The 23,592-nt window shown below is 74.1% G+C and carries 22 protein-coding genes; 12 read left to right on the forward strand and 10 right to left on the reverse strand.

Annotated features, from left to right (window positions below; translation table 11 throughout):
* Window positions 1-130 precede the first annotated feature (130 nt).
* A complete protein-coding gene (gene rfbB / locus ABZT47_RS05335) occupies window positions 131-1,129 on the forward strand; it encodes a dTDP-glucose 4,6-dehydratase (protein ID WP_354836415.1) in 999 nt (332 codons plus the stop codon).
* A 150-nt stretch (window positions 1,130-1,279) separates the two neighbouring features.
* Here the strand turns inward: rfbB and ABZT47_RS05340 are convergent, their stop codons facing one another.
* Together ABZT47_RS05340 and ABZT47_RS05345 are read right to left on the reverse strand one after the other, a co-directional pair.
* A complete protein-coding gene (locus tag ABZT47_RS05340; protein ID WP_354836417.1) occupies window positions 1,280-2,359 on the reverse strand; it encodes a glucose-1-phosphate thymidylyltransferase in 1,080 nt (359 codons plus the stop codon).
* Entirely contained in the window at window positions 2,356-3,594 is a 1,239-nt protein-coding gene (locus tag ABZT47_RS05345) for a nucleotide disphospho-sugar-binding domain-containing protein (RefSeq protein ID WP_354836419.1), read from the reverse strand. The genes ABZT47_RS05340 and ABZT47_RS05345 overlap by 4 nt, the downstream gene beginning before the upstream one ends.
* 173 nt (window positions 3,595-3,767) lie before the next feature.
* On the opposite strand from ABZT47_RS05345, the gene ABZT47_RS05350 reads away from it, so the two are divergent.
* A complete protein-coding gene (locus ABZT47_RS05350) occupies window positions 3,768-4,985 on the forward strand; it encodes a cytochrome P450 (RefSeq protein WP_354836421.1) in 1,218 nt (405 codons plus the stop codon).
* A 29-nt stretch (window positions 4,986-5,014) separates the two neighbouring features.
* The gene (locus ABZT47_RS05355; protein ID WP_354836423.1) at window positions 5,015-6,061 is read left to right on the forward strand and encodes a methyltransferase; all 1,047 of its coding nucleotides are present in this window, start codon (window positions 5,015-5,017) and stop codon (window positions 6,059-6,061) included.
* A 218-nt stretch (window positions 6,062-6,279) separates the two neighbouring features.
* Here the strand turns inward: ABZT47_RS05355 and ABZT47_RS05360 are convergent, their stop codons facing one another.
* The 3 genes from ABZT47_RS05360 to ABZT47_RS05370 are packed head-to-tail and all read right to left on the reverse strand — an operon-like array spanning window position 6,280 to window position 9,416.
* A complete protein-coding gene (locus ABZT47_RS05360; protein WP_354836425.1) occupies window positions 6,280-7,254 on the reverse strand; it encodes a TAXI family TRAP transporter solute-binding subunit in 975 nt (324 codons plus the stop codon).
* A gap of 9 nt (window positions 7,255-7,263) precedes the next feature.
* Window positions 7,264-8,718, reverse strand: coding sequence for a HAMP domain-containing sensor histidine kinase (locus ABZT47_RS05365; RefSeq protein ID WP_354836427.1), 1,455 nt, complete (start codon window positions 8,716-8,718; stop codon window positions 7,264-7,266).
* Window positions 8,697-9,416: a response regulator transcription factor gene (locus tag ABZT47_RS05370; protein WP_354836429.1), complete on the reverse strand. Its 720-nt coding sequence runs from the start codon at window positions 9,414-9,416 to the stop codon at window positions 8,697-8,699. The genes ABZT47_RS05365 and ABZT47_RS05370 overlap by 22 nt, the downstream gene beginning before the upstream one ends.
* A 930-nt stretch (window positions 9,417-10,346) precedes the next feature.
* On the opposite strand from ABZT47_RS05370, the gene ABZT47_RS05375 reads away from it, so the two are divergent.
* Window positions 10,347-10,901 (forward strand): cellulose-binding domain-containing protein, encoded by a 555-nt coding sequence (locus ABZT47_RS05375; RefSeq protein WP_354836431.1) that lies wholly within the window; start codon window positions 10,347-10,349, stop codon window positions 10,899-10,901.
* Between the two features lie 12 nt (window positions 10,902-10,913).
* Here ABZT47_RS05375 and ABZT47_RS05380 read toward each other — a convergent pair whose 3' ends face one another.
* Complete coding sequence (locus ABZT47_RS05380) at window positions 10,914-11,864, reverse strand: helix-turn-helix domain-containing protein (RefSeq protein WP_354836433.1); 951 nt, start codon at window positions 11,862-11,864, stop codon at window positions 10,914-10,916.
* Window positions 11,865-11,935: 71 nt separating this feature from the next.
* Here ABZT47_RS05380 and ABZT47_RS05385 point away from each other — a divergent pair, with 71 nt between their 5' ends.
* Window positions 11,936-12,268 (forward strand): cupin domain-containing protein, encoded by a 333-nt coding sequence (locus ABZT47_RS05385; protein WP_354836435.1) that lies wholly within the window; start codon window positions 11,936-11,938, stop codon window positions 12,266-12,268.
* Window positions 12,269-12,421: 153 nt separating this feature from the next.
* Here the strand turns inward: ABZT47_RS05385 and ABZT47_RS05390 are convergent, their stop codons facing one another.
* The 4 genes from ABZT47_RS05390 to ABZT47_RS05405 form a co-directional block, all read right to left on the reverse strand.
* Window positions 12,422-13,072, reverse strand: a complete 651-nt coding sequence (locus ABZT47_RS05390) for a formylglycine-generating enzyme family protein (protein ID WP_354836581.1) — start codon at window positions 13,070-13,072, stop codon at window positions 12,422-12,424.
* 127 nt (window positions 13,073-13,199) lie between these two features.
* Window positions 13,200-13,973: an alpha/beta hydrolase gene (locus ABZT47_RS05395; protein ID WP_354836437.1), complete on the reverse strand. Its 774-nt coding sequence runs from the start codon at window positions 13,971-13,973 to the stop codon at window positions 13,200-13,202.
* Window positions 13,970-14,692, reverse strand: coding sequence for a family 1 glycosylhydrolase (locus tag ABZT47_RS05400; RefSeq protein WP_354836439.1), 723 nt, complete (start codon window positions 14,690-14,692; stop codon window positions 13,970-13,972). The genes ABZT47_RS05395 and ABZT47_RS05400 overlap by 4 nt, the downstream gene beginning before the upstream one ends.
* A 31-nt stretch (window positions 14,693-14,723) precedes the next feature.
* Window positions 14,724-15,155, reverse strand: coding sequence for a hypothetical protein (locus tag ABZT47_RS05405; RefSeq protein WP_354836441.1), 432 nt, complete (start codon window positions 15,153-15,155; stop codon window positions 14,724-14,726).
* 308 nt (window positions 15,156-15,463) lie between these two features.
* Between ABZT47_RS05405 and ABZT47_RS05410 the strand changes: the two genes are divergently transcribed.
* From ABZT47_RS05410 to pcaD, 7 genes are all read left to right on the forward strand, one after another.
* Window positions 15,464-16,306, forward strand: a complete 843-nt coding sequence (locus ABZT47_RS05410; RefSeq protein ID WP_354836443.1) for a CoA transferase subunit A — start codon at window positions 15,464-15,466, stop codon at window positions 16,304-16,306.
* Window positions 16,307-16,418: 112 nt separating this feature from the next.
* Window positions 16,419-17,168 (forward strand): CoA-transferase, encoded by a 750-nt coding sequence (locus ABZT47_RS05415; RefSeq protein WP_354836445.1) that lies wholly within the window; start codon window positions 16,419-16,421, stop codon window positions 17,166-17,168.
* Between the two features lie 108 nt (window positions 17,169-17,276).
* Complete coding sequence (locus ABZT47_RS05420; protein ID WP_354836447.1) at window positions 17,277-18,458, forward strand: acetyl-CoA C-acyltransferase; 1,182 nt, start codon at window positions 17,277-17,279, stop codon at window positions 18,456-18,458.
* A gap of 10 nt (window positions 18,459-18,468) precedes the next feature.
* Entirely contained in the window at window positions 18,469-19,314 is an 846-nt protein-coding gene (gene pcaH / locus ABZT47_RS05425; protein WP_354836449.1) for a protocatechuate 3,4-dioxygenase subunit beta, read from the forward strand.
* A 346-nt stretch (window positions 19,315-19,660) separates the two neighbouring features.
* A complete protein-coding gene (pcaG, locus tag ABZT47_RS05430) occupies window positions 19,661-20,233 on the forward strand; it encodes a protocatechuate 3,4-dioxygenase subunit alpha (protein WP_354836451.1) in 573 nt (190 codons plus the stop codon).
* Window positions 20,234-20,516: 283 nt separating this feature from the next.
* The gene (pcaB, locus tag ABZT47_RS05435) at window positions 20,517-22,109 is read left to right on the forward strand and encodes a 3-carboxy-cis,cis-muconate cycloisomerase (RefSeq protein WP_354836453.1); all 1,593 of its coding nucleotides are present in this window, start codon (window positions 20,517-20,519) and stop codon (window positions 22,107-22,109) included.
* A complete protein-coding gene (pcaD, locus tag ABZT47_RS05440) occupies window positions 22,106-23,440 on the forward strand; it encodes a 3-oxoadipate enol-lactonase (RefSeq protein WP_354836455.1) in 1,335 nt (444 codons plus the stop codon). Before pcaB ends, pcaD begins: the two co-directional genes overlap by 4 nt.
* Window positions 23,441-23,592: the final 152 nt, after the last annotated feature.

The raw sequence follows: 23,592 nt of genomic DNA on the forward strand, positions 1-23,592 counted from the left end.
CCCCTGCCGCCGCGCCGGGCACCGTCGCGCCCGCCCCCGCGCTCGGCCGTCGCGGCTCCGGCCAGGAGAAGCGTCGTCCCGGCCGTCGCGGCTCCGTCCGGAGTCGAGTTGCTTGGGCGAGCATGGAAGCATGAGCACTCTTCTGGTCACGGGCGCGGCCGGCTTCATCGGCGCCAACTTCACCCGGTACTGGCGGCGCGAGCACCCGTCGGACGCGGTCGTCGCCCTCGACCTCCTCACCTACGCCGGCGACATGAGCAACCTCGCCGGCCTCGCGGAGGAGATCGTCTTCGTGCGCGGCGACATCGGCGACAGGGAGCTGGTCGCGCGGCTGCTGCGCGAGCACCGCGTCGAGGTGGTGGTGAACTTCGCCGCCGAGTCGCACAACAGCCTGGCCGTGCTGGACCCGGGGCGGTTCTTCCGCACCAACGTCCTTGGCACCCAGTCGCTGCTGGACGCCTGCCGCGACGCCGACCTGCGCCGGTTCCACCACGTGTCGACCTGCGAGGTCTACGGGGACCTGGCGCTGGACTCGCCGGAGGCGTTCACCGAGCGCTCGCCCTACCGGCCGCGCACCCCCTACAACGCCAGCAAGGCGGGGGCCGACCACGCCGTGCGGGCCTACCACGAGACCTACGGGCTGCCGGTCACGCTGTCGCACTGCGCGAACAACTACGGCCCGTACCAGTTCCCGGAGAAGGTGCTGCCGCTGTTCACCACCCAGGCGCTGCGCGGCGAGCCGCTGCCGATGTACGCCTCGACCGGCAACCGGCGCGAGTGGATCCACGTGGAGGACCACTGCCGGGCGATCGACGCCATTCTGAGCCAGGGCCGGGACGGGCGGGCCTACCACGTGGGCACCGGCGACGAGGCCAGCGTCGAGCGCCTGGCCGACTTGGTGCTCGACGAACTGGGCCTGCCCGCGGAGCTGAAGACGATCGTCCCTGACCGTCCCGGGCATGACCGGCGCTACCTGCTGGACTCCGGCCGTATCCGGCGGGAGCTGGGCTGGCGGCCCCAGGTGCCGTTCGAGCCGGGGGTGCGGGAGACGGTCCGGTGGTACCGCGACAACCGGGCGTGGTGGGAGCCGCTGCTCGGCCGCCGCCCGGTCCACGAGCCGGGCACCTGACGGGTCGAGCTCGTGTCGCCGCAGGACGGGGGCGGCAGTGGCAGCGGTGGCGGCGGTCAAGGACGACCGACCGCGCGGGGACGGGACGCGGCACCTGGTCGGGGCCGGCGGGGGCCGGGCCTCGGCCGGGAGGGCGGCCGGGCCCGGCGGTCAGCGGTCCAGGTGCACGCGGCTGTGGTCGCCCAGGACCAGACGGTGCGCCTTGGGCGCGGACTCGGCGGGCGCGACGGTCACGTCCTTGCCGACCAGCGAGTCCTGGATGCGGCGCACGCCGCGGATGACCGACCGCTCCATGACGATCGAGTACTCGATCTCGGTGTCCGACAGCCGGCAGTCCGCGCCGATCGAGGTGAACGGGCCGACGTAGCTGTCACGCACCCGGGCGCGGGCGCCGATGACGAGCGGGCCGACCAGGTGGGACCGGCTGACCTCCGCGCCCTCCTCGACCACCACCCGGCCGATCACCTTGGTGTCGCCGCACACGCGGCCGGCGAGGCGGTGCTCGGCGGTCTCCAGGACCATCCGGTTGCACTCGAGCATGTCCTCGACCCGCCCGGTGTCCTTCCAGTAGCCGGAGATGACGTGCGAGCGCACGTCGGCGCCCTGGTCGATGAGCAGGCGCAGCGCGTCGGTGATCTCCAGTTCGCCGCGGGCGCTGGGCGTGAGCGCGCGCACGGCCTCGTGCACGCGCGGCGTGAACAGGTACACCCCGACGATCGCCAGGTCGCTGACCGGGTGCTCGGGCTTCTCGGCGACGCCGACGACCCGGCCCGCCGGGTCCAGCTCGGCGACGCCGAAGCCGCTCGGGTCGGGGACCTTGGTGAGCAGGATGCCGGCGTCCGGGCGCGAGCGCCGGAAGTCGCCGACGAACTCGGCGATGCCGTCGACGATGAAGTTGTCCCCCAGGTACACCACGAAGTCGTCGTCGCCGAGGAAGTCGCGGGCGATCAGCACGCAGTGCGCGAGGCCGAGCGGCGCGTGCTGGGGGATGTAGGTGACGCGCAGCCCGAAGCGTGAACCGTCGCCCACCGCCGCCCGGACCTCGGCGGCGGTGTCCCCGACGATGACGCCGGCCTCGCGGACGCCCGCGTCGCGCAGCGCCTCCAGGCCGTAGAACAGCACCGGCTTGTTGGCGATGGGCACGAGCTGCTTGGCCGAGGTGTTGGTGATCGGCCGCAGCCGGGTGCCGTGGCCGCCGGCGAGCACCAGGGCCTTCATTGGGGCCTTCATCGCGCTCCCGCGCCGGGATCCACCCCGGCGAGCTTCTCGAGGACCGGCACCAGCTCGGCGGGCGCCGGCTGCCGGCGGATGTCGTCCTGGACGGCGCGCGCCGCCTCGCCGTAGGCGGGGTCGCCGAGCAGGCCGCCGACGATCTCGCGCACCCGGTCGGCGGTGGTGTCGGCGGGGAACAGGTGGTGCCCGGCCCCGGTGGCCGCGAGCTGCTCGATGCTGATGCGCGGCTCGGGCACCTCGGTGATGCCGAGCTGGGGCACCGCGTTCGCGGCCGAGGTCAGCGTCGTGCCCGCGCCGCCCTGGTGGACGATGGCGGCGCAGGTCGGCAGCAGCATGTGCAGCGGCACCCACTCCACCATGCGCACGTTGTCCGGCAGGTCGCCGAGGTCGCGGCGCAGCTCGGCCGAGCCGGCGAAGACGACCTCGACGTCGAACGAGGCGACGACGCCGACCACGCGGCGGACCAGGTCGCTCACGCTCTCGCCCATGATGCGCTCCTGCGTCGTGCCCCAGGTGACGCAGACGCGGGGCCGCCCGGTGTTCTGGAAGAGCCAGTCCGGGGAGGAGCCGGGGCCGTTGTAGGGGACGAAGCGCTCCTGGTAGCGGTTCAGCGAGGTGGGGGCCGGGCGGATGGCGAGGTCCTCCGACAGCCGAAGGGACGGCGGGCAGGGGTCGATCCACTCGGTGGGGTTCACGCGCGGTTCCACGCCGAAGCGCTCGAACAGCCTCAGGAAGCCGGGAAGCGGCTCGCTGCCGAGGTCCTTCATCTCGATGCGCAGCAACCCGGGCGAGCCGAACATGTGGGCGACGGTGGGCACGTCCAGGACCTGCCCGGTCACCGGCCCGGCGAAGGTCACCGGGTCGTGCACGATGACGTCGGGGCGCCAGGACCGGGCGTAGGCGACCATGTCGTCCACCATGGCCTCGCACATGGCGAACTGCATATTGGCGAGGTTCTCCAGCATGCCCGACCACGCCGCCCGCTGCTGCTCCTCGGGGGTGCCCGCCTGGACGTCGCGCTTGGGCGCGAAGTCGCCGCGGGCGAGCATGGCCGCCAGGTCGAGATCGTGGCCGACCTCGACGGCCGGCAGCCCGGCCCGCGTGGTGGTCTCGGCGAGCGAGGGGGTGCTGACCATCCTGACCTCGTGGCCGGCGGCCATGCAGGCCCAGGCGAGAGGCACCATCGGGTAGAAGTGCGGGCGCTCGGGGAAGGTGGTGAAAAGCAGGCGCATGCTCGTCGCCCTTCTCGGATCCGTGGACAGGCCGAGCGAAATGTTCCCGGCGCCGCATCGAGCGCCGGTCGAACAGCGGTCGAGCAGCCTGTTTCCGACCGTTCTCGTCCACCCCTCGAGAAGGCGAAGCCTTAATCGGTGCTCTGACGTCCCCCCCACGTTCGGAGCCAGACATGGACGGAAACGCCCTCACGGCCGCCGTTCCCCCCGCGCCCCTCACCCTCGCGGAGCCGCCCGGCGCGGAGCCGCCGGCGCCGCTCGTCCCGTACGCGCCGGGGTTCCAGGCCGACCCTTACCCGGTGCTGGCGCGGCTGCGCGAGTCCGACGCGGTGGCGTCCATCCCGCATCCCTTCCTCCCGGACGTGCCGGCGTGGCTGGTGCTGCGGCACGCCGCGGTCCGCGCGCTGGTCACCGAGGGAAAGGTGGTCAAGCCGGTGGAGGAGGGCGAGCCTCCTTCGCTCAACAGCGCGCCGCCCGACCACACCCGCCTGCGCGCCCTGGTCCAGCAGGGGTTCTCCACCGGCAGGATCGAGGGGATGCGCGCGCGGGTGCAGCGCGTCGCCGACGACCTGGTGGACGGCTTCGCCGCGCGGGGCGAGGCCGACCTGATCGCCGAGCTGACCGGCCCGCTGCCGGTCGCGGTGACCGCCGAGATGCTGGGGGTGCCCGAGGACGAGCACGGCGAGGTGCGGCGGCGCACCGCCGGGTTCCTCTACGGGGAGTCGCCGGAGGGCCGCGACCGGTCCTTCGCGGAGTCCTGGGAGTACCTCACCGAGCTGGTCGCCGCCAAGCGCGCCCGGCCGGGCGCCGACATGACCAGCGCGCTCATCGCCGCCCGCGACGGCCAGGACCGGCTCAGCGAGGACGAGCTGCTGCGGATGCTGCTCACCCTGCTGGTCAACGGCTTCGCCACCACGATCTGGTTCCTCGCGAGCGCCGTGCACGCGCTGCTGGCCGCCCCCTCCCAGCTCGACCTGCTGCGCGCGCGGCCGGACCTGCTGCCGGGGGCGGTGGAGGAGGCGCTGCGGTACGAGCCGGTCGTCAGCGGCGTCACGTGGGTGGCCGAGCGGGACCTGATCGTGGACGGGGTCCCCATCGGGCAGGGGGACCTGCTGATCACCTCCTTCCAGTCGGCCAACAGGGACCCGCGGGTGTTCGCCGACCCCGACCGGTTCGACATCACCCGCTCCCCCAACCCGCACCTGGGCTTCTCGCACGGCATCCACCGCTGCCTGGGCGCTCCGCTGGCGCGGCTGGAGACGCGGATCGTGCTCGCCACCGTGCTGCGCCGGCTTCCCGGGCTGCGTCTGGCCGGCGAGCCGCGCTGGCAGCCGAACAAGGTGGTGCGCGGCCTGGAAGCCCTGCCCGTGACGTTCATCCCCCAGCCCTGACACCGCGACATCGATCGAAAGAGGCACCGATGACGACGACTCCCCCGGCCCCGCCCAGCAGCGACGTCGCGGCGGCCACCGCGATCGTCCGGCTCAACACCGCCTACACCGCGGCCAGGACCCTCCACAGCGCCGTGGAGCTCGGGCTGTTCGAGGTGCTCGCGGAGGCCCCCGCGACGCTGCCGCGGATCCGCGAGCGGCTCGGGCTGCATCCCCGCATGGCCGCCGACTTCCTCGACGCTCTCGTCGGGCTCGGCCTGCTGCTGCGCGACGGCGAGGGCGCGTACTCCAACGCGCCGGCGACGGCCAGGCTCCTGGTGCCGGGCACGCCGGAGTACATCGGCGGCACGGTCGCCAAGAGCGCGCGCCACCACTACACGATGTGGGGGTCGCTCACCGAGGCGCTGCGCGACGGCCGCCCGAAGTCGGCCGGTCTGGCCGACAAGGGCGCGATGGCGCGGCTGTACAACGACGCGGCGGCCACGCGGGAGTTCATGGGCCACATGGACGCGCACAACGGCTTCTGCGGGCGCGAGGTCGCGCGGTGCGTGGACTGGGGGCGCCACCGGGCCTTCATCGACGTCGGCGGCGCGCGCGGCAACGTCGCCGCGCAGATCGTCGGCCGCCACCCGCACCTGCGGGGCGGGGTGTTCGACCTGCCGGCGCTGCGCCCGCACTTCGAGGAGCACGTGGCGGGGCTCGGCGTGGCCGACCGGGTGGACTTCCACCCCGGCGACTTCTTCACCGACGACCTGCCGGAGACCGACGTCGTCGTCATCGGGCACGTCCTGCACGACTGGCCGGTGGAGGTGCGGCAGATGGTCATCGAGAAGGCCTTCCGCGCCACCCGCCCCGGCGGCTGCCTGGTGGTCTACGACCAGATGATCGACGAGGAGCGCACCGACCCGCACCCGCTGCTCACCAGCCTGAACGTGCGGCTGGTCCGCGAGGGCGGCTCGGAGTACACGGTGGCGGAGATCCGCGACTGGGCGGAGAAGGCGGGGTACCGGGTGGCCTACTCGGTGCGCGTCAACACCATCGGCGACGACACGGTCTTCGTGGCCGCCCGCGACTGACCGCCCACGACCGCCCACGACCGACCGCGACCGACCGGCGGCGACCGGCGGCTCGCGGTCGGTGGCTCGCGACCGGCGGCCGACCCGTTCACGGCCGGCGGGCGCGAGGGGCCGTTCGCGGCCGGCGGTTCGGGGCGCGCGGCCCCGGTCCCGCGGCTCTGCCGCCCGCGGGACCGGGGCCGTGGCTCTGCCGCGCGCCGGGCCGTGGCCGTGCGCGTTCACCCGTCCGTCGTGGCGGCGGCCATCGGCTTGACCTCGCGGTAGTAGCGGACGGCGCCGGGGTGCAGCGGAGCGGGCGCGGTGTAGACGGCGGTGCGCTGGTGCAGGTGCCGTGCCTCGGCGTGCGCCGCGGCGAACTCCACGCGCGCCTCGAACAGCACGCGGGTCAGCCAGTACGCGTCCGCCTGGGGCATGCGGTCGTTGACGACCAGCAGGTTGTGGATCCCGGCGGTGGGGACGCTGCCCTGGCTGAGGTGGTAGGTCACCGACGGGATCGTCTTGCGGACGTAGACGCCCTGGTAGCGCCGTTGCAGGATCTCGACGTGGTCGCCGAGCGGGATGATGTGGATGGGCCGCAGGTCGGCCAGCCCGGCGATGGCCGGCGTGGGCAGGCCGCCGGAGAAGAAGAACGCCTGGATATGCCCGCCCAGCAGCGCCTGCACCGAGTCGGCGACGCCCAGGCGGGCCAGGCTCGGGCGCGCGAAGCCGCCGACGGCCAGCACCCGCTCGGCGACCAGCTCGGTCCCCGAGCCAGGCGCCCCGGCGCTGACATGGTGCCCGGCCAGGTCGGAAAGGTGGTCGACGGAGGTGCCGCGCAGGCTGATGAGCTGCACGTAGTCGTCGTAGATCTGCGCGAGCGCGGAGATCTTCATCGGCCGCTGGAACGGCGGCAGCCCGAGGAGCGCGAGGGCGACCGAGTCCAGGCTGGCGAAGGCGACGTCGGCCGCGCCGTCGGCGACCAGTCGCAGGTTCTCCACCGACGCGGCGGTGGCGCGGACCTCGGTCTGGCAGCCCCACTGGTCGTGCAGGTGGTGCGCCAGCGCCCGGCCCAGCTCGTAGTACACGCCGCCCTGGCCGCCGGTCGCCACCACGACCCGTCGCAGTGGTGGCCTCTCGTCGGAGCAGCCGTAGAGCGGCAGGACCAGCGGCAGCGCCAGGGCACTGCGCCGGGCTAGAAGCGGGGTGAGCCGCATGGCCTCTCCTCAGGAAGACGCGTCGCCGCTCGGCAGCGGCAGGCGGACGCGGGCGTCGACGCCGGACGGCTCCGCCCCGCGCAGCTCGAACCGTCCTCCCATGCGGGAGACCAGCGTGGCGCAGATGGCGAGGCCGAGACCGGAGCCGGGCCTGCTCTCGCTGCCCGGTCCGCGCCAGAAGGGGTCGGTGGCGCGGGTGATCGCCTCGGGCGGCATGCCCTCGCCGTCGTCGGTGACCCGGATGACCACCCACCCCCGCTCGCCCGCCTCGGCGCCGCCTCCGCACGGCCCGCGTTCCACCGAGCCGCCGGGGTCGGCGGGCTCCGCCGTCGGCTCGAGGTCCACCCGAACGGTCACGGTCGTCCCGTGCCCGCAGAACTTGATGGCGTTCTCGATGAGCGCGTCCAGGACGTGGATGAGCATGCCGCTGCTGGACACCGCCCGCGCCGACGGCTCTCCGGTGCGGCGCAGGCGCACGCACCGCCGCGCCGCCACCGCCTCCCAGGTGACCACGCGCTCGGTGGCGATCGCGCCCACGTCCTCCACGCAGGTGGTGACCGTGTCGGACTCGGCCCGGCCGAGCGCGAGCAGGCCGTCGCAGATGCCGGTCAGCCGGTCCACCTCCTCCAGCGTCTCCACCAGGCGCGCCTCGCGGGAGGAGTACTCCTCGCACAGGCCCTCGAGCTGGAGCCGCAGCACCGCCAGCGGGGTGCGCAACTGGTGGCTGGTGTAGGAGATGAAGGCGCGCTGCTTGTCGATGAGCAGCTCGATCGTCTTGGCCATCGTGTTGAACGACGTGGCCAGGTTGCGCAGCTCCGGCGGCCCGGTGGAGGCGTCGGTGCGGCGGGTCAGCTCCCCGGCGGTGATCGCGTTCGCCGCCTGGTCGAGCTGGCTGACCGGGCGCAGGATCCAGCGGACCATGGGCTCCATGACCAGCCGCGCCAGCCCGAGCAGCACCAGCCCGCCCATGAGCAGGAGCGTCCACCAGCTCAGCGTCTCCATGCGGGCGTGGCCGGTGGGGGAGATCGTGGCGGCCGCGCCGACGGTCTCGCCGTCCACGACGATGGGCACGGCGACGACCAGGGAGGACACGTCCCAGGGCCAGATGAGCTGGGGGGAGCTGGCCCGCTCGCCCGACAGGGCCGTCTCGATGTCGTCGCGCACGTCGTCTCCGAGCCCGGTGCCGCGCCGGGTGTCGGCCTCGATGCGGTTCTCCCTGGACACCAGCACCGCGCGCACGCCGTACAGCAACTGGTAGCGGTCCAGGTCGGCGGTGATGTCGGTCATCGGCCGGGTGGCGGAGGCCGGCTGGGCGAGGTGGGCGAAGCGCTCGGTGTCGCTCTGCCTGTCCAGCACCATGGTCTGGGTGTCGGTCTGGGCCGTCATCATCGCCGCCGGGATCTCCAGGCAGAACAACGTGAGCACGATGCAGGAGAGGAAGATCACCACCAGGCGTTTTCGCACGGCTCGCCCGATCTCGAATCCTTGGCCGCGCGCGTGGGCTCGGGAACGGAGGGCACGATGATGCGGTAGCCCACCCCGCGGACGGTCTGGATCACGTTGGGCGCGCCCAGCTTGGCGCGCAGGTTGGTGATGTGCACGTCCAGGGTCCGCCGCGCCGCCTGGCCGGTGTCGTTCCAGATCTCCCGCAGTAGGTGGTCGCGGCTGACGATCTCGCCGGGGCTCGCGATCAGGCGGGACAGCACCGCGAACTCCTTGCGAGTGAGGGCCACCGGGTGCCCGGCGCGGTGGACGGCGTGCGCGACGTGGTCCACCGCGACGTCACCGACCGTGACGGCGCCGACCATGCCGGTCCTCGGCCTGCGCATCACGGCCTGCATCCGGGCCTCGAGTTCGGCCATGCTGAAGGGTTTCACCAGGTAGTCGTCGGCCCCGGTGCGCAGGCCGAGGATCCGGTCGTGCTCGGTGCCGCGGGCCGAGAGCATGATGATCGGCACATCGCTGAACTCGCGGATGGAACGGCACACCTCCAGGCCGTCCTCATCGGGAAGACCCAGGTCGAGGAGCATCAGGTCGTACCCGAACGCCTGCCGCGCCGCCGCGCCGGACGCGGCGTGCACGACTTCGTGGCTATGGTTCCTCAACAACGAGCCGAGGGCTTTTGCCATGCGTTCGTCGTCCTCAATCAGAAGAACCCGCATGTCGCCCCCAGTTATGAATGCGAACTCATCATCCCATACTGGTATATGTTCCTGTCCAAGACCATGATCTTACGCCTTAACTGATCGTCAGATCACAACGTCAACCGAATGGTCTTCGGTTGAAGGGCGCGCCGCCCGTACGCCCGATGCCGCCGCCGGTCGCGAAGTACCTGGCCAGCGGTCCCGGCGGCCGGCTCGCCGCCACCGGCCCGCGCGCGCCCCGCCGCACTCTGGGGTGCGAGGCCCGTACCGGCCGGTCGTCAAGAGGGCGTCAGATCACCGTTGTCCGTTTTGTCGGCCAAGAGATATACGAGGGGCGCTCAAAATACCGCCGCTTGCAGGTGCGCGTGACACGGCCGTGACCAACCAGTCCACATATCTGGAAAGGTCGGTATATCGGATGCCACACACCGTTAAACCACCGCCACCGATCACACATGACGTCCCCGGTGCAATACCTCTCGGCAGGATGAGGCGAATCAAAAAGATTGTCGGTGAGCGCGCGAAGCGATCGCTGCACGTTTCATCGGGCACGACGGCACGGGCACGCCCGAAGCAGCGCGTCCGCCGTCCGCGACCTCCCGCCCGGCGAACCGGCGTTGACCATCCGGCGACGCGCGGTGACAATCAGGCGCCACCCGGCACCGCACCCACCCGGCGTCCCCCGCGACTTTCCGTATCCGGCACCTCCACCCCGGCGACCTCGCACCTGGGTCGGCGCCGGAACCGGATCCCCATGACACGGCGCTCCGTTACATCGCACCCCATGACACGCACCCCATGACACCGCCCCCCGTGACACCGCACACCGCGACACGCACCCCGTGACACCGCACACCGCACCTCGGTGACACCGCACCTCGGTGACACCGCACCTCGGTGACACCGCACCTCGGTGATCGACCATCGCTCTCGCACTGGAGGTCCACCATGCAGGCCGAAACGCAGGCCGGTTCCGTTCCGACGCGCCGCCGACGCCGGGAGGTCCTCCTGGCGCTCGCGCTCGCCGCGTCCGGTGTCACCGCCACGACCCTGACCGCGACAGGACCGGCCTCCGCCGCAGCCGGATGCCGGGTCGACTACGTCGTCGCCAACCAGTGGCGCGGCGGGTTCACCGCGAACGTCACCATCACCAACCTGGGTGACGCCCTGACGAGCTGGCGGCTGGCCTGGTCCTTCACCGCCGGGCAGACCATCGCCTACAAGTGGAACGCCGTCTACACCCAGACCGGCGGCGATGTGACCGCCTCCAATGTCTCCTACAACGGCTCGCTCGCCACGGGCGCGAGCACCTTGATCGGCTTCATCGCCGACTCGCCCGGCGCCAACCCTGTGCCGTCCTCCTTCTCCCTCAACGGCGTGGTGTGCGCCGGCCCGCCCGTGCCCACCCCGTCGCCGACCGGCGACCCGGTCCCGCCCCTCCCCACGCCTTCGCGCACCCCCATCGGCGACCCGGCGCCGCCCACTCCGCGGGGTCTCGCGTGACCACGACCGACGTCATCGTGGTCCGGCGCGGAACGCCCGGCGGTAGGCGCCGGGCGTCGTGCCAAGGGTGGTGAGGAACCGCCTGCGCAGATTGGTGGCCGAAGAGAGGCCGACGCGGCGGGCGATGGCCTCCACAGCCAGGTCGGAGGACTCCAGCAGGTCGCGTGCCGCGGCGATGCGCCGCGCGAGCAGCCACCGTCCCGGGCTTTCGCCGAGCTGATCGGCGAACCGCCGGGCGAGGGTGCGCGTCGAGACGCCCGCGTGCGCGGCCATGCTCTCGATGGTCAGCGGTTCGGCGAGTCGCCCGGTGATCCACTCCAGCAGCGGCGCGAGCGTGCCGTCGATCTGCGCGGGGTGTGGCGGCGCCGCGTACTGCGACTGCCCGCCCTCGCGGTGGGGCGGCATGACCATGGTGCGTGCGATATGGGCGGCGTACCGGGCGCCCTGGTCGCCGCGGACCAGGTGCATGCACAGGTCGAAGCCGGCCCCGGCGCCGGCGCTGGTGGCCACGTCACCGTGGTCGACGTACAGAACGCCGGGGTCGACCCGGACCCGCGGGAACCGCGCGGACAACTCCGCCGCCAGCGCCCAGTGGGTGGTCGCCCGCCGCCCGTCCAGCAGACCGGCGTGCGCCAGCGCGAAGGCGCCGGAGCAGATGCTCGCCACCCGCGCTCCACGGGAGTGCGCGCGGCGCAGCGCCCGGACGACCTCGGCCGAGGGCGGCTCATCGGCGGGCAGCCAGCCCGGGACGACCACGGTGTCCGCCCGGTCGAGCGCCTCCAGCCCATCGGTGACGAGCATGTCGTACCCGGCGCAGGTCGCGACCGGGCCGGGGTGCTCGGTGCACATGCCGAAGGCGTACCGCACCGGCAGCCCCGGCCGGTCGATCCCGAACACCTGGGCCGCGCACGCGAGTTCGAAGGTGGACTGCGGTGCGCGGACGAGCGCCACCACGCGATGCATGGCAGGAAAGTACCGCAGGATGTCTTTCCTGACACTCGGCAGGGACGGCCGCCCGCCGCCAGGCTGGCGGCATGACGACAGAACGGAACACACCCGGCTACGTGTGGTCGGCCGTCCAGGACGCCCCGGTCCGCGAACTGTTCCCCGGCATCCGCGCGCGTCCGCTGTGGACCGGGGACGACGGCGCGAAGGCCGCCGTGCTGGAGATGGACGCCGGCACCTGCTGGCGCGGGGTGGACGTCCACGAACCGGGTCCCGAGGAGGTCTTCGTGGTCTCAGGCGTCTTCAACGACGGCGACCGGGACTACCCGGCCGGTTCCTTCATCCACGCCCCCGCGGGTTCCGCGCACGTCCCGCAGACGAGGACAGGCTGCACCCTGTTCCTCTTCTACCCGGAAGGGTAGATCATCCGACCATTCGCGAACCAGAGCACGCCCCCCGGCGGCGGCCACGTCGAATCCCACTCCGCACCTGCCGGAGCATCGAGGCCGCGGCGCCGCGCGACCGGGCCGCCGGCCCGGCACCGACTTCGGGCCGCCGCCGCGCGGGGACGGGGCTCAGCGCGGGAGGGAGCGGGCGAGGCGGAAGCCGACGTCGTCGATGCGCAGCGTCGGGTGGCTGCGGCGCCGTACCGAGGCGCGGCAGCTCCAGTGCTCGTCGAACCACCCGCCCCCGCGCAGCACCCGGTAGGTGCCGTAGACCTCGGGGTCGTAGAGGTCCCAGCACCACTCCCAGACGTTGCCCAGCATGTCGTACAGGCCCCACGCGTTGGGACGCCTGCCGCCCACGTCGTGCGGTCGTTCGCCGGAGTTGCCGCGATGCCAGGCGATCTCGTCCAGCGTCCCGTACCGGGCGCCCGTCGTGCCGGCACGGCAGGCGTGCTCCCACTCGGCCTCGGTCGCGAGCCGGTAGCCGCCGGAGGCCGGCTCCCACTCGGCGCCCTCCTCATCGCCATGGAGGCGGTAGGAGGGCGCCAGTCCCTCGCTCTCGGACAGGGTGTTGCAGAACCGGAGCGCGTCCCACCACGACACGCTCTCGACGGGCGACCGGTCGCTTTGCGCCGCGCCCGGCCGCCGGCCGGTGACCCGCGCGTACAGCGCCTGGGTGACCGGGACCGCCGCGAGCTCGAAGGGCGCCACCTCGACCGTCCAGTCGCGCCGCGTGCGCCGGTCCGACAGGGTGACCCGCCCCGGCGGGACGGCGAGCATCCCGGTCCGCTCGCTCACCTCCATGGGCAGGTGCTCCCGTCGCGGCCCGGCCCCGGCGGCGTGCGGGAAGGGTGTTCTCCCGGCGTCCGGCCGGGCCGGCCTGCCGCGTTCCGCCGTGGACGGACCCTCATCCGAGGAACCCGGCGGTGGTCGCCACGAAGCGGCCGGGGTCGTCGAGCCACGGGAAGTGGCCGCCCCCGCGCTGGACGACCAGCGTGGCGCCGGGGAACAGCGCCGCGACCTCGGCCATGGCGGACGGCGGGGCGGCCACGTCCGCCTCCCCCGCAAGCAGCAGGACCGGCGCCTGGAACCCGGCGAGCGCCGCGCGCGTGGCGTCAGGATCGAAGGCGCCCTCGGCGGCGTAGACGCCCGCGGCCTCGTCGTTGCGCTGCCCGTCCTCGGCTGCGTGGTGGTCCTTCGCCTCCGCGTCCCACCTGCCGTACCAGAAGGGCACGATGGCCTCCCAGTCCTGGGCGTTGGCCTTGCCCTCGGTGACCCTTTCCAGGGCCGCGAAGGCCTCGGGGAACCACGGCTCGCCGGCGCGGAGCCGCGCGGCCTCGCGGCGGTCGTGGCCGGTCACGGCGACGCCGACGGCCATGGTGCTCGGGGTGATCAGAGCGAGCCTGCTGACGCGCTCGGGGTGGCGGGCCGCATAAAGCACCGCGAGGTTGGCCCCGGCGGAGTGGGCGAGCAAATCCACCTGGTCGAGCCCGAGATGCTCGCGGAGGGCCTCGACGTCGTCGACGAGGCGGTCACAGCGGTAGGTGGCGGGGTCCGCGGGCGTCGCCGACCCGCCGGTGCCCCGGAGGTTCACCATGACCAGCCGCCGGTGGGCGGACAGGCCGCCGAGGTCGGAGAGGTAGGCCGGGTCCTGCATGGGACCGCCGGGCAGACAGATCACCGGAGGTCCATCGCCGTGAACCTGGAAGGCGACATCGAGACCGTCGTACGCGGCGAAAGTAGGCATGGCCGAATCCTCCCAGCCCCGGCGCCGGGGTGATCCGGCGGGTCGCGTGAGGTCACGGCCCGGGAAGGCGGCCGCTTCTGGCGATCGCGAAGGATGGGGATGCCCCCGGTGACCGTCGCGGCGTGCCGGACCGCGCCACCGACGGCCTCCGGGTAGTACTCCCAGCCGATCTGGGTGGTCTCCGCGCCCTCGGGGACGGGGAGCGGGCCGTGCGGTCCGATGAGCTCACGGGTGTAGAGCGCGAAACGGGCGGCGGCCTGCGGCCCCGTCCAGCAGCCCGATCGGCGGAACCAGCGCGGGACGGTGATGTGCTGGAGGGTCACCACGGGGGTGACGCCGCGTTCGTGGCAGCCCTCCACGACGCGCCGGTAGTGGTCGATGGCCGCCCGGGAGAACCGCCCCTCCTCCGGCTCGACGCGGCTCCATTCGAGGCTGAAGCGGTAGGCGTTGAGCCCGATGCCCGCCAGCAGGCCGACGTCCTCGCGCCAGCGGTGGTAGCCGTCGCAGGCGTCGCCGCTCGGCTCGGCGAAGACGGTGCCGGAGGCGTGCTCCATCTCCCAGAAGTCGCTGGCGAGGTTGCCGCCCTCGATCTGGTGACCGGCCGACGACGCGCCCCACAGGAACTCCGGCGGGAAGGCGCTCAGGTTGGGCATACCTGGTGCTTAGACGCGCCCCGGACCGCTGTCAACCCGGAAGCGCGGGCAACTGGAGGACGGCGCGGCCTTCGGCGGGCTTACGGGGACGGCCGGGGCGGCGGTGCCAGCGGGCGGCGAAGGCGGCGATGTCCGCCCGGGCCCACAGCTTGCCGGCGGCCAGGACGCAGAGCGGCGCGGGGAAGTCCGGCCGTTCGGCGAGCTGGTGCACGCGGGCCCGGGAGACGCCGAGGATCTCCCCGGCCTCGACGGCGCCGACGAGGTCGCGGCGGCCCGGGTCGCGGCGGGCCAGCTCGGCGAGCGCCGCCAGGAGCAGTTCGGCGGTCTGCCAGTCGCGGCGGCCGTCCTGGCCGAGTTCGACGGCGAGTTCGGTGACCTCGGCGGCGGTGTGGCCGAGGGCGACGGCGACGGCCCTGGCGGCGATGAGCAGGTCACGGCCGCGCGGTGTGTTCGTGGCGTCCACCATCGCAGCGTCTCAAAACCATAGAAACATCGCAAGGTTTGATCTCTCGCCGACCGCGGACACAGGGGTGCGGCCTGCCCGGACACGGGGTGGAGGGCTGATGCGCCCGGCGCCGGACGCCTCCTCGGGCAGGGGCGCGGGCGGCCCGTTCGGGGTGGGACGCCGGGGTGTCGTTGACAGGGCCGGGGGCCGGAGACCAGACTTTGGGGGCACTATAATGAACATCTGTTCGCCAGGCGAACACTCTCACGATCATCCGACAGCGCGTCGAGAGGGCTCTGGCCGCGCCGACGCGAGGACGAGGGACATTGGCTGACATCCGTACGCTCCCGGAAGCGGTGGCGGAGCTGATCCACGACGGCGACGCGGTCGCGATGGAGGGCTTCACCCACCTCATCCCCTTCGCCGCGGCCCACGAGGTCATCCGGCAGGGGATAACCGACCTGACGCTGATCCGGATGACCCCCGATGTGATCTACGACCAGCTCATCGGCGCCGGGCTCGTCAGGAAACTGGTGTTCTCCTGGGGCGGCAACCCGGGCGTCGGCTCGCTGCACCGGTTCCGGGACGCGGTGGAGAACGGCTGGCCCCGTCCGCTGGAGGTGGACGAGCACAGCCACGCGGGCATGGCCAACCGCTACGTCGCCGGGGCCTCGGGGCTCCCCTTCGCCGTGCTGCGCGGCTACCGCGGCACCGACCTCGCCGGCCGCACCGACACCGTCGCCACCGTGACCTGCCCGTTCACCGGCGAAGAGCTGGCGGCCGTCGCGGCGCTCAACCCCGACGTCACCGTCATCCACGCCCAGCAGGCCGACCGGGAGGGCAACGTCCAGCTCTGGGGGCTCACCGGGGTGCAGAAGGAGGCCGCGCTCGCCGCCCGCCGGGTGCTGGTCACCGTCGAGGAGATCGTCGAGGAGCTGCGGCCGCGCCCCGGCGCCGTCGTCCTGCCCGGCTGGGCGATCACCGCGGTCGCCCCCGCGCCCGGCGGCGCCCACCCCTCCTACGCGGCGGGCTACTCCGTCCGTGACAATGACTTCTACCAGGCGTGGGACCCGATCTCCCGCGACCGCGAGAGGTTCGCCACATGGCTCAGGGAGAACATCACGCACGACGCGCCGGCTCCCGCGAGCCAGGACGCCCCCACCCGATGACGGCCCGCACGATCTCCGGCGGCACGGCCGCGCGGCGAAGCAGCCCGCGCCCGATGACGGCCCGCACGATCCGGAGCGGCACGGCCGCGCAGAGCGAAGGAGCCCGCGCCCGATGAGCGACTGGACGCCGGACGAGGTGATGACCGTCAACGCGGCCCGCGCCCTGGCCGGGGCGCGCACCTGCTTCGTCGGCATCGGCCTGCCGAGCACGGCCGCCAACCTCGCCCGCCGCACCTGCCGCCCCGACCTCGTCCTGATCTACGAGTCCGGCGCGCTCGGGTCCAAGCCCGCCCGGCTGCCGCTGTCCATCGGGGACGGCGAGCTGGCCGACACGGCCGACGCGGTGGTCTCGGTCCCCGAGGTGTTCAACTACTGGCTGCAGGCGGGGCGCATCGACGTCGGGTTCCTCGGCGCCGCCCAGCTCGACCGGTTCGCCAACATCAACACCACCGTCATCGACCGCGGCCCCGGCCGGCCCGAGGGACGGCTCCCCGGCGCGGGCGGGGCACCGGAGATCGCGGCGAGCTGCCGCGAGGTGTTCATCGTGCTGCGCCACTCGACCCGCAACTTCGTCGACCGGCTCGACTTCACCACCTCGGTGGGCCACGGGACGGGGCGCGGCGACCGCGAACGGCTCGGCCTGCGCGGCGGGGGGCCGGTGGCCGTCATCACCGACCTCGGCGTCCTGCGCCCGGACCCGCGGACCGCCGAGCTGGTCCTGACCGAGCTGCACGCCGGGGTGACGGTCGAGCAGGCCCGCGCCGCAACCGGCTGGCCACTGAAGACGGCCGACCACGTCGCCACCACCCCGCCCCCCACCGACGCCGAGCTCACGACCCTGCGCACCCTCAAGGCCGCCTGAGATGCCGGCCGCGCCCGGCGCCAGGCGTTCCCGGCCGTCCGTCCACCCGTCTTCACAAGGAGGGCCGCGCATGAGTCTCATGACCACCGGCAAGAGATCGGTGCGCCAGTGAGCGAGGTGTACATCGTCGACGCCGTCCGCACCCCGTTCGGCAAGTACGGCGGCGCGTTGTCGAAGGTCCGCCCGGACGACCTGGCCGCCCACGTCGTCCGGGCGATCGCCGGCCGCAGCCCGGACCTCGACCCCGCCCGCATCGACGATGTGTTCTTCGGCAACGCCAACGGGGCCGGCGAGGAGAACCGCGACGTCGCCCGCATGGCCGTCCTGCTGGCCGGGCTCCCGGTCACCGTCCCGGGCACGACGGTCAACCGGCTGTGCGGCTCGGGGATGGAGGCCGTCGTCCAGGCGGCCCGCGCCGTCGCCGCCGGGGACGCCTCCATCGTCGTGGCCGGCGGCGTGGAGTCCATGTCGCGCGCGCCCTACGTCCTGCCCAAGCCCGAGCGGGCGTTCCCTGCGGGTCACCCGGAGATGTACTCCACCACGCTCGGCTGGCGCATGGTGAACCCGCGCATGCCGGCCGAGTGGACGGTCGCGCTCGGCGAGGGCGCCGAGCTGATCGCCGGCAAGTACGGGATCAGCCGCGAGCGGCAGGACGCCTTCGCCCTGGCCAGCCACCAGAAGGCGGCCCGCGCCTGGCGGGAGGGCGCCTACGCCGGCGAGGTCGTCCCCGTGGAGGGCGTGGAGCAGCCGCGCGACGAGGCGATCCGCGACGACACCTCGATGGAGTCCCTGGCCAGGCTCGCGCCGGCCTTCCGCCCCGACGGCGGCACCGTCACCGCCGGGAACTCCTCGCCGCTCAACGACGGCGCGGCGGCGCTGCTGCTGTGCGACGAGGAGGGGTTGCGGGCCGTCGGGCGCGAGCCGCTCGCCCGCGTCCGCGCCTCCGCCGTCACCGGCGTCGAGCCGCAGTACTACGGCCTGGGCCCTGTCGAAGCCGTCCGGCGGGCGCTGGCCCGGGCGGGCAAGGGGTTCGGGGACCTGTCCGTCTTCGAGCTCAACGAGGCGTTCGCCGCGCAGGCCCTCGGATGCCTGGCCGAGTGGCCGGGCCTGGACCCGGCCGTCGTCAACCCCCGCGGCGGCGCCATCGCCATCGGCCACCCGCTCGGCGCCTCCGGGGCCCGCCTGGCCGGGGCGGTCGCCCACCAGCTCGCCGCCGCGGGCTCCGGCACCGGGCTCGCGGCGTTGTGCATCGGCGTGGGACAGGGCATCGCCCTGGTCCTGGAAAGGTAGCGACAGACACATGCCCACCACCCCCGAGCCGTCTCCCGCCGTCCCCGCACCGGCCGGCAACGCGCGCGAGGCCGGACCGCCGGCCGGCGCCGCCGCGCCGGTCACCCAGGAGATCATCAGCGCGGAGATCACGCAGGCACGGCAGGACTATGTCAAGGCCGTCGAGGGCGGCGCGGCCCGCCGGGACCACCCGGCGCGGGGCTATCCGCCCTACCGCAGCAGCCTGCTACGTCACCCGCGCCACGACCTGGTGGCGGTCGGCGACCCCGAGGCGGTGGAACTGAGCGGCCCGGTGTTCGGCGTCACCGACGTCACCGACCTGGACGCCGACCTCACCGGCCAGCATCACGGGGAGCCGCTGGGCGAGCGCATCCACCTCACCGGACGGGTGCTCGACGGGGACGGCCGGCCGGTGCGCGGGCAGCTCGTCGAGATCTGGCAGGCCAACGCCTCCGGGCGCTACGCCCACCAGCGCGACCGGCATCCGGCGCCGCTGGACCCGAACTTCACCGGCGTCGGCCGCTGCCTGACCGACGACGAGGGCCGGTACGCCTTCACGACGATCAGGCCGGGCGCCTACCCGTGGCGTAATCACGACAACGCCTGGCGGCCCGCGCACATCCACTTCTCGGTCTTCGGCTCCGCCTTCACGCAGCGGCTGATAACGCAGATGTACTTCCCGGGCGACCCGCTGTTCGCGTTCGACCCGATCATGCAGTCGGTGACCGACGACGCGGCCCGCGAGCGCCTCGTGGCCCGGTACGACCACGACCTGTCGACCCCGGAATGGTCGCTCGGATACCACTGGGACATCGTCCTGTCCGGCCCCGCCGCGACCTGGACCGAACCGGCCTGATGACCCGCCCACTCGGACACCGATGGGACATCTTCCGGTCCGATCCCACCGCGACCTCGACCGAACCGCCCCGCCGGGACACCGTCCGGTCCGATCCCGGCGCGACCTCGACCGAACCGCCCCGCCGGAACAGCGTCCGGTCCGATCCCGGCACGACCTGGACAGAGCCGCTACCGCCACCGCTGGGACATCGTCCTGTCCGGTCCCGCCGCGGCCTGGACAGAACCGGCGCGGTGACCCGCCCGCACTCGCTCTTCCGCTCAGACCCCCGCCGTTCACGGCCCGGCGCCCACCTGTCCGCTCTGCCCGCACCCCCGTCCATCGTCCGGCCCATCGAGGAGGCCCCATGACGCGGCAGCCCACCCCGTCGCAGACCGTCGGCCCCTTCTACGGCTACGCACTGCCGTTCGCCAAGGGCGAGGACATGGCCCCCGCCGGGCATCCCGGCACGGTCACCGTCCACGGCCGGGTGTTCGACGGAGCCGGGTCGCCCGTCCCGGACGCGATGCTGGAGTTCTGGCAGCCCGCCGCCGACGGGTCGCGGGCGGGAGCTCCCGGGTCGCTGCGCCGCGACCAGGTCACCGGCGCCGTCATCGGCCGCACCGGGGTCGACTTCACCGGGTTCGGGCGCGTCGCCACCGACGCCGACGGGCACTACGCGGTGCGCACGCTCCCGCCGGGCGGCGTGCCGTACATCTCGGTGTGCGTCTTCGCCCGCGGCCTGCTGCACCACCTGTTCACCCGCGTCTACCTGCCCGACCTCGCCGACCCCGCCACCGAGCCGCTGCTGGCGTCGTTGCCGCAGGAGCGGCGGGCCACGTTGCTCGCCGTGGCCGAACGCGAGAAGGTCTACGGGTTCGACATCCGCCTGCAGCACGACGGTGTCCACGAGGAGACGGTGTTCCTTGCCTTCGACTGACCGGCCAGGCCCCGGCGAACCGGTGACCCGCCCGACCCCGGGCGCCACCGCCTCCGCGAAGACACCCGACCCCGCCGACCCGGCCGCTGACCGGCCCGGCCCCGGCGAACCGCCGAATCGCCCGACGTCGGACGCCGCCGCCTCCGCGAAGTCCTCCGATGCCGCCGACCGGCCAGGCCCCGGCGAACCGGCGGCCCGCCCGACCCCGGGTGCCGCCGCCTCCGTGGAGACCCCGTCCGATCCGGCCGGACCGTCCGCGACCGTCGGCTCGGATTGGGCGGATGTGGGGTTGCTCGCACCGGTCTGGGCGGGTTCTCAGGTCGAGGCGGCGACCGGGGACGCCGCGTTCGTCCGGGGCATGCTGGACGCCGAGGCGGCCCTCGCCCGCGCCCAGGCGGCGGTCGGGCTCGCCCCCGCCGCCGCGGCAGCCGCGGTGACGGCCGCGGCGGCCGAGACGGCACGGTACGACGTCAGGGACCTGGCGTCGCGGGCCCGCTCCGGCGGCAATCCGGTCATCCCGCTGGTGGCCGACCTCACCGCCGCGGTCGCGGCGCGCGACTCGGAGGCCGCCCCGTACGTCCACCGCGGCGCCACCAGCCAGGACATCTGGGACACCGCGCTGATGCTCGTCGCGAGCCGCGCCCTCGAACCGGTGCTGGCCGACCTCGGGCGGACGGTGCGGGCGCTGGCGGAGCTGGCCACCGCGCACCGCGACACCCCGATGGCGGGCCGCACGCTCACCCAGCACGCGGTGCCGACCACGTTCGGCCTCAAGGCCGCCGGCTGGCTGACCCTGGCCGCCGGCGCCCGCGACCGGCTGGCCGCCGTACGCGCGAGCCTGCCCGCCCAGCTCGGCGGCGCCGCCGGCACCCTGGCCGCCTTCCACGCCTACGCGAGCGTGCGGGCCGGAGCCGCCCATCGGGAGGGTGACGTCGGGGTGCGGCTGCTGGCCGCCTTCGCGGCCGAGACCGGGCTGACCGAGCCCGTGCTCCCGTGGCACACCTTGCGGGCGCCGATCGCCGACCTCGCGGGGGCACTGGCGTTCACCGCGGGCGCGCTCGGCAAGATGGCGGCCGACGTGCTCGTCCTGTCGCGCACCGAGGCCGGGGAGGTGGCGGAGGGCCAGGGCGGCGGATCCTCGGCGATGCCGCACAAGTCCAACCCGGTGCGCGCGGTGCTCATCGCCGCCGCGGCGCGGCAGGTCCCCGCGCTGACCGGCGTGCTGCACGGCTCGCTGGCCGCCGAGGACGAGCGTCCGGCCGGCGCCTGGCACGCCGAGTGGCAGCCGGCGCGCGAGGCGATCCGCCTGGTCGGCGGGGCCGCCCGGGAGGCCGCGGAGCTGGCCGAGGGGCTCCGGGTCCACCCCCGGCGCATGAGCGACAACCTCGGCATGACCGGCGGCCTGGTGGCGGCCGAGCACCTGAGCATCGCCCTGGCCGCCTCGATCGGCAGGGACCGCGCGAAGCGTGCGGTGACCCGCGCCTCCCGCCGCGCCGCCGAGGAGGGCATCGACCTGGCCGACGCCCTCGCCGCCGAACCGGACGTGGCGGCCCTCCTGTCCCGCCATGACGCCCTCGCCGCCGAACCGCACGGGGCGGCCGCCCTGTCCCACCAGGACGCCGCCGCCTCCGGGCGGGACGCGGCGCCACTAGGAGATGACGCCGGGTCGTCCAAGGAGAACCCCGGGGCACCTGGGGAAGACGACGGACCGTCCGACAAGAACACCAGGACACCCGGGGAAGACGACGGACCGTCCGACAAGAACACCGGGGTGTCGTGGGAGGAGTTGCGGGCGCTCGCCGATCCGGCGCGGTACCTGGGCTCCGCCGGGGCTCTGGTCGACCGGGCCCTCCGCACCATCGAGAGGACGTCATGACCGCCGCCGCGCCGCGCCCGCCGGCCCACCGGGTGGACGGGGCGGACTCGGCGCCGCCGCTGGTCCTCGGGCCCTCGCTGGGCACGAGCCTCGCCGTCTGGGACCCGCAGGTGCCGGTGCTGGCCCGCCACCACCGGGTCGTGCGCTGGGATCTGCCCGGGCACGGCCGCTCCCCCGCCGATCTGCTGCCCAGCACCACGCCGGGCGCCACCACCGTCGCCGACCTCGCCCGCCTGGTCCTGAACCTGGCCGACGCGCTCGGCCTGGACGCCTTCGCCTACGCCGGCGTCTCGCTGGGCGGGGCCGTCGGCGCGTGGCTGGCCGTCCACCACCCCGAGCGGGTCACCTCGCTCGCCCTGGTGTGCTCCTCGGCCCGGTTCGGCGAACCGGAGAGCTGGCGCGAACGCGCCGCACTGGTGCGGGCCGAGGGCACCGGCCCGGTGGCCGACGTCGCCGCCGCGCGGTGGTTCACCCCGGCGTTCGCGCGGGCGCCGGCGGCCCGGGCGCTGACCGAGGACCTTCGCGCCGCCGACCCGGAGGGCTACGCGGCCTGCTGCGACGCGCTGGCAGCCTACGACCTGCGCGCCGATCTGCCTCGCGTGACCGCGCCCACGCTGGTCGTCGCGGGACGCGACGACCCCGCCACTCCGCCGCGCCACGCCCGCGAGCTGGCCGACGGCATCCCGGGAGCCTCGCTCACCGAGGTGGGCCACGCCGCCCACCTGGCCGGCGTCGAGCGCCCCGGCCCCGTCCTGGCCGCCCTGCTCGCCCACCTGTCCCCCGCCCTGTACACCGATTACGGGCTGGAGATCGCTTCCGCCCCGGACATCGCTTCCGCCCCGGACATCGCTTCCGCGACCGTCCCTGCGACCGCGCCCGCCGCACCCACCGCCCAGAGCGTCGCCGCGCCCGTGGAGCATGCAGGCCCCGTGGACGCCGGGGCGCGGTACGCCGAGGGGATGGCCGTGCGGCGTGCGGTCCTGGGAGACGACCATGTCGACCGGGCCATCGCCCGCACGACGGACTTCACCGCGCCGTTCCAGGACTTCATCACCCGCTACGCCTGGGGGGAGATCTGGACCCGCCCCGGGCTCGACCGGCGTGCCCGCAGCTGCGTGACGCTCACGGCTCTGGTGGCGCGCGGCCACCTGGAGGAGCTGGCCATGCACGTGCGCGCGGCGCTGCGCAACGGTCTCAGCCCGGAGGAGATCCGGGAGGTCCTGCTCCAGACGGCCGTCTACTGCGGCGTCCCCGCCGCCAACAGTGCCTTCGCCGTCGCCGACCGGGTGCTCGGCGAAGAGGCGGGACAGCCTCCGCCCACCACCGGCTGACCAGGCGGGCCAGCCGCCGCGAGAGGACGCCGGCCCGAGGGTCCGCTCCAAAGTCCACCGAAGGCGTGCGGAGCGGACCCGGGCGGCACGCGCCGGCCGTACGTCTCGCCGGTGGACGGCCGGGACCGATGTCCCGCTGGTGCACGGCCGGT

Source organism: Sphaerisporangium sp. NPDC005289, from assembly GCF_040607455.1.
GTDB lineage: Bacteria > Actinomycetota > Actinomycetes > Streptosporangiales > Streptosporangiaceae > Sphaerisporangium > Sphaerisporangium rhizosphaerae.

Bases quoted from the DNA above. Each gene is read 5' to 3' on its own strand.
- ABZT47_RS05380 (WP_354836433.1), bottom strand. From the start codon at position 11,864: ATGCATCGCGTGGTGGCGCTCGTCCGCGCACCGCAGTCCACCTTCGAA.
- ABZT47_RS05400 (WP_354836439.1), bottom strand. From the start codon at position 14,692: ATGCCCAACCTGAGCGCCTTCCCGCCGGAGTTCCTGTGGGGCGCGTCG.
- ABZT47_RS05390 (WP_354836581.1), bottom strand. From the start codon at position 13,072: ATGCTCGCCGTCCCGCCGGGGCGGGTCACCCTGTCGGACCGGCGCACG.
- ABZT47_RS05375 (WP_354836431.1), top strand. From the start codon at position 10,347: ATGCAGGCCGAAACGCAGGCCGGTTCCGTTCCGACGCGCCGCCGACGC.
- ABZT47_RS05345 (WP_354836419.1), bottom strand. From the start codon at position 3,594: ATGCGCCTGCTTTTCACCACCTTCCCCGAGCGCCCGCACTTCTACCCG.
- rfbB (WP_354836415.1), top strand. From the start codon at position 131: ATGAGCACTCTTCTGGTCACGGGCGCGGCCGGCTTCATCGGCGCCAAC.
- pcaH (WP_354836449.1), top strand. From the start codon at position 18,469: ATGCCCACCACCCCCGAGCCGTCTCCCGCCGTCCCCGCACCGGCCGGC.
- ABZT47_RS05350 (WP_354836421.1), top strand. From the start codon at position 3,768: ATGGACGGAAACGCCCTCACGGCCGCCGTTCCCCCCGCGCCCCTCACC.
- ABZT47_RS05370 (WP_354836429.1), bottom strand. From the start codon at position 9,416: ATGCGGGTTCTTCTGATTGAGGACGACGAACGCATGGCAAAAGCCCTC.
- ABZT47_RS05355 (WP_354836423.1), top strand. From the start codon at position 5,015: ATGACGACGACTCCCCCGGCCCCGCCCAGCAGCGACGTCGCGGCGGCC.
- pcaD (WP_354836455.1), top strand. From the start codon at position 22,106: ATGACCGCCGCCGCGCCGCGCCCGCCGGCCCACCGGGTGGACGGGGCG.
- ABZT47_RS05385 (WP_354836435.1), top strand. From the start codon at position 11,936: ATGACGACAGAACGGAACACACCCGGCTACGTGTGGTCGGCCGTCCAG.
- pcaG (WP_354836451.1), top strand. From the start codon at position 19,661: ATGACGCGGCAGCCCACCCCGTCGCAGACCGTCGGCCCCTTCTACGGC.
- ABZT47_RS05340 (WP_354836417.1), bottom strand. From the start codon at position 2,359: ATGAAGGCCCCAATGAAGGCCCTGGTGCTCGCCGGCGGCCACGGCACC.
- ABZT47_RS05360 (WP_354836425.1), bottom strand. From the start codon at position 7,254: ATGCGGCTCACCCCGCTTCTAGCCCGGCGCAGTGCCCTGGCGCTGCCG.
- ABZT47_RS05415 (WP_354836445.1), top strand. From the start codon at position 16,419: ATGAGCGACTGGACGCCGGACGAGGTGATGACCGTCAACGCGGCCCGC.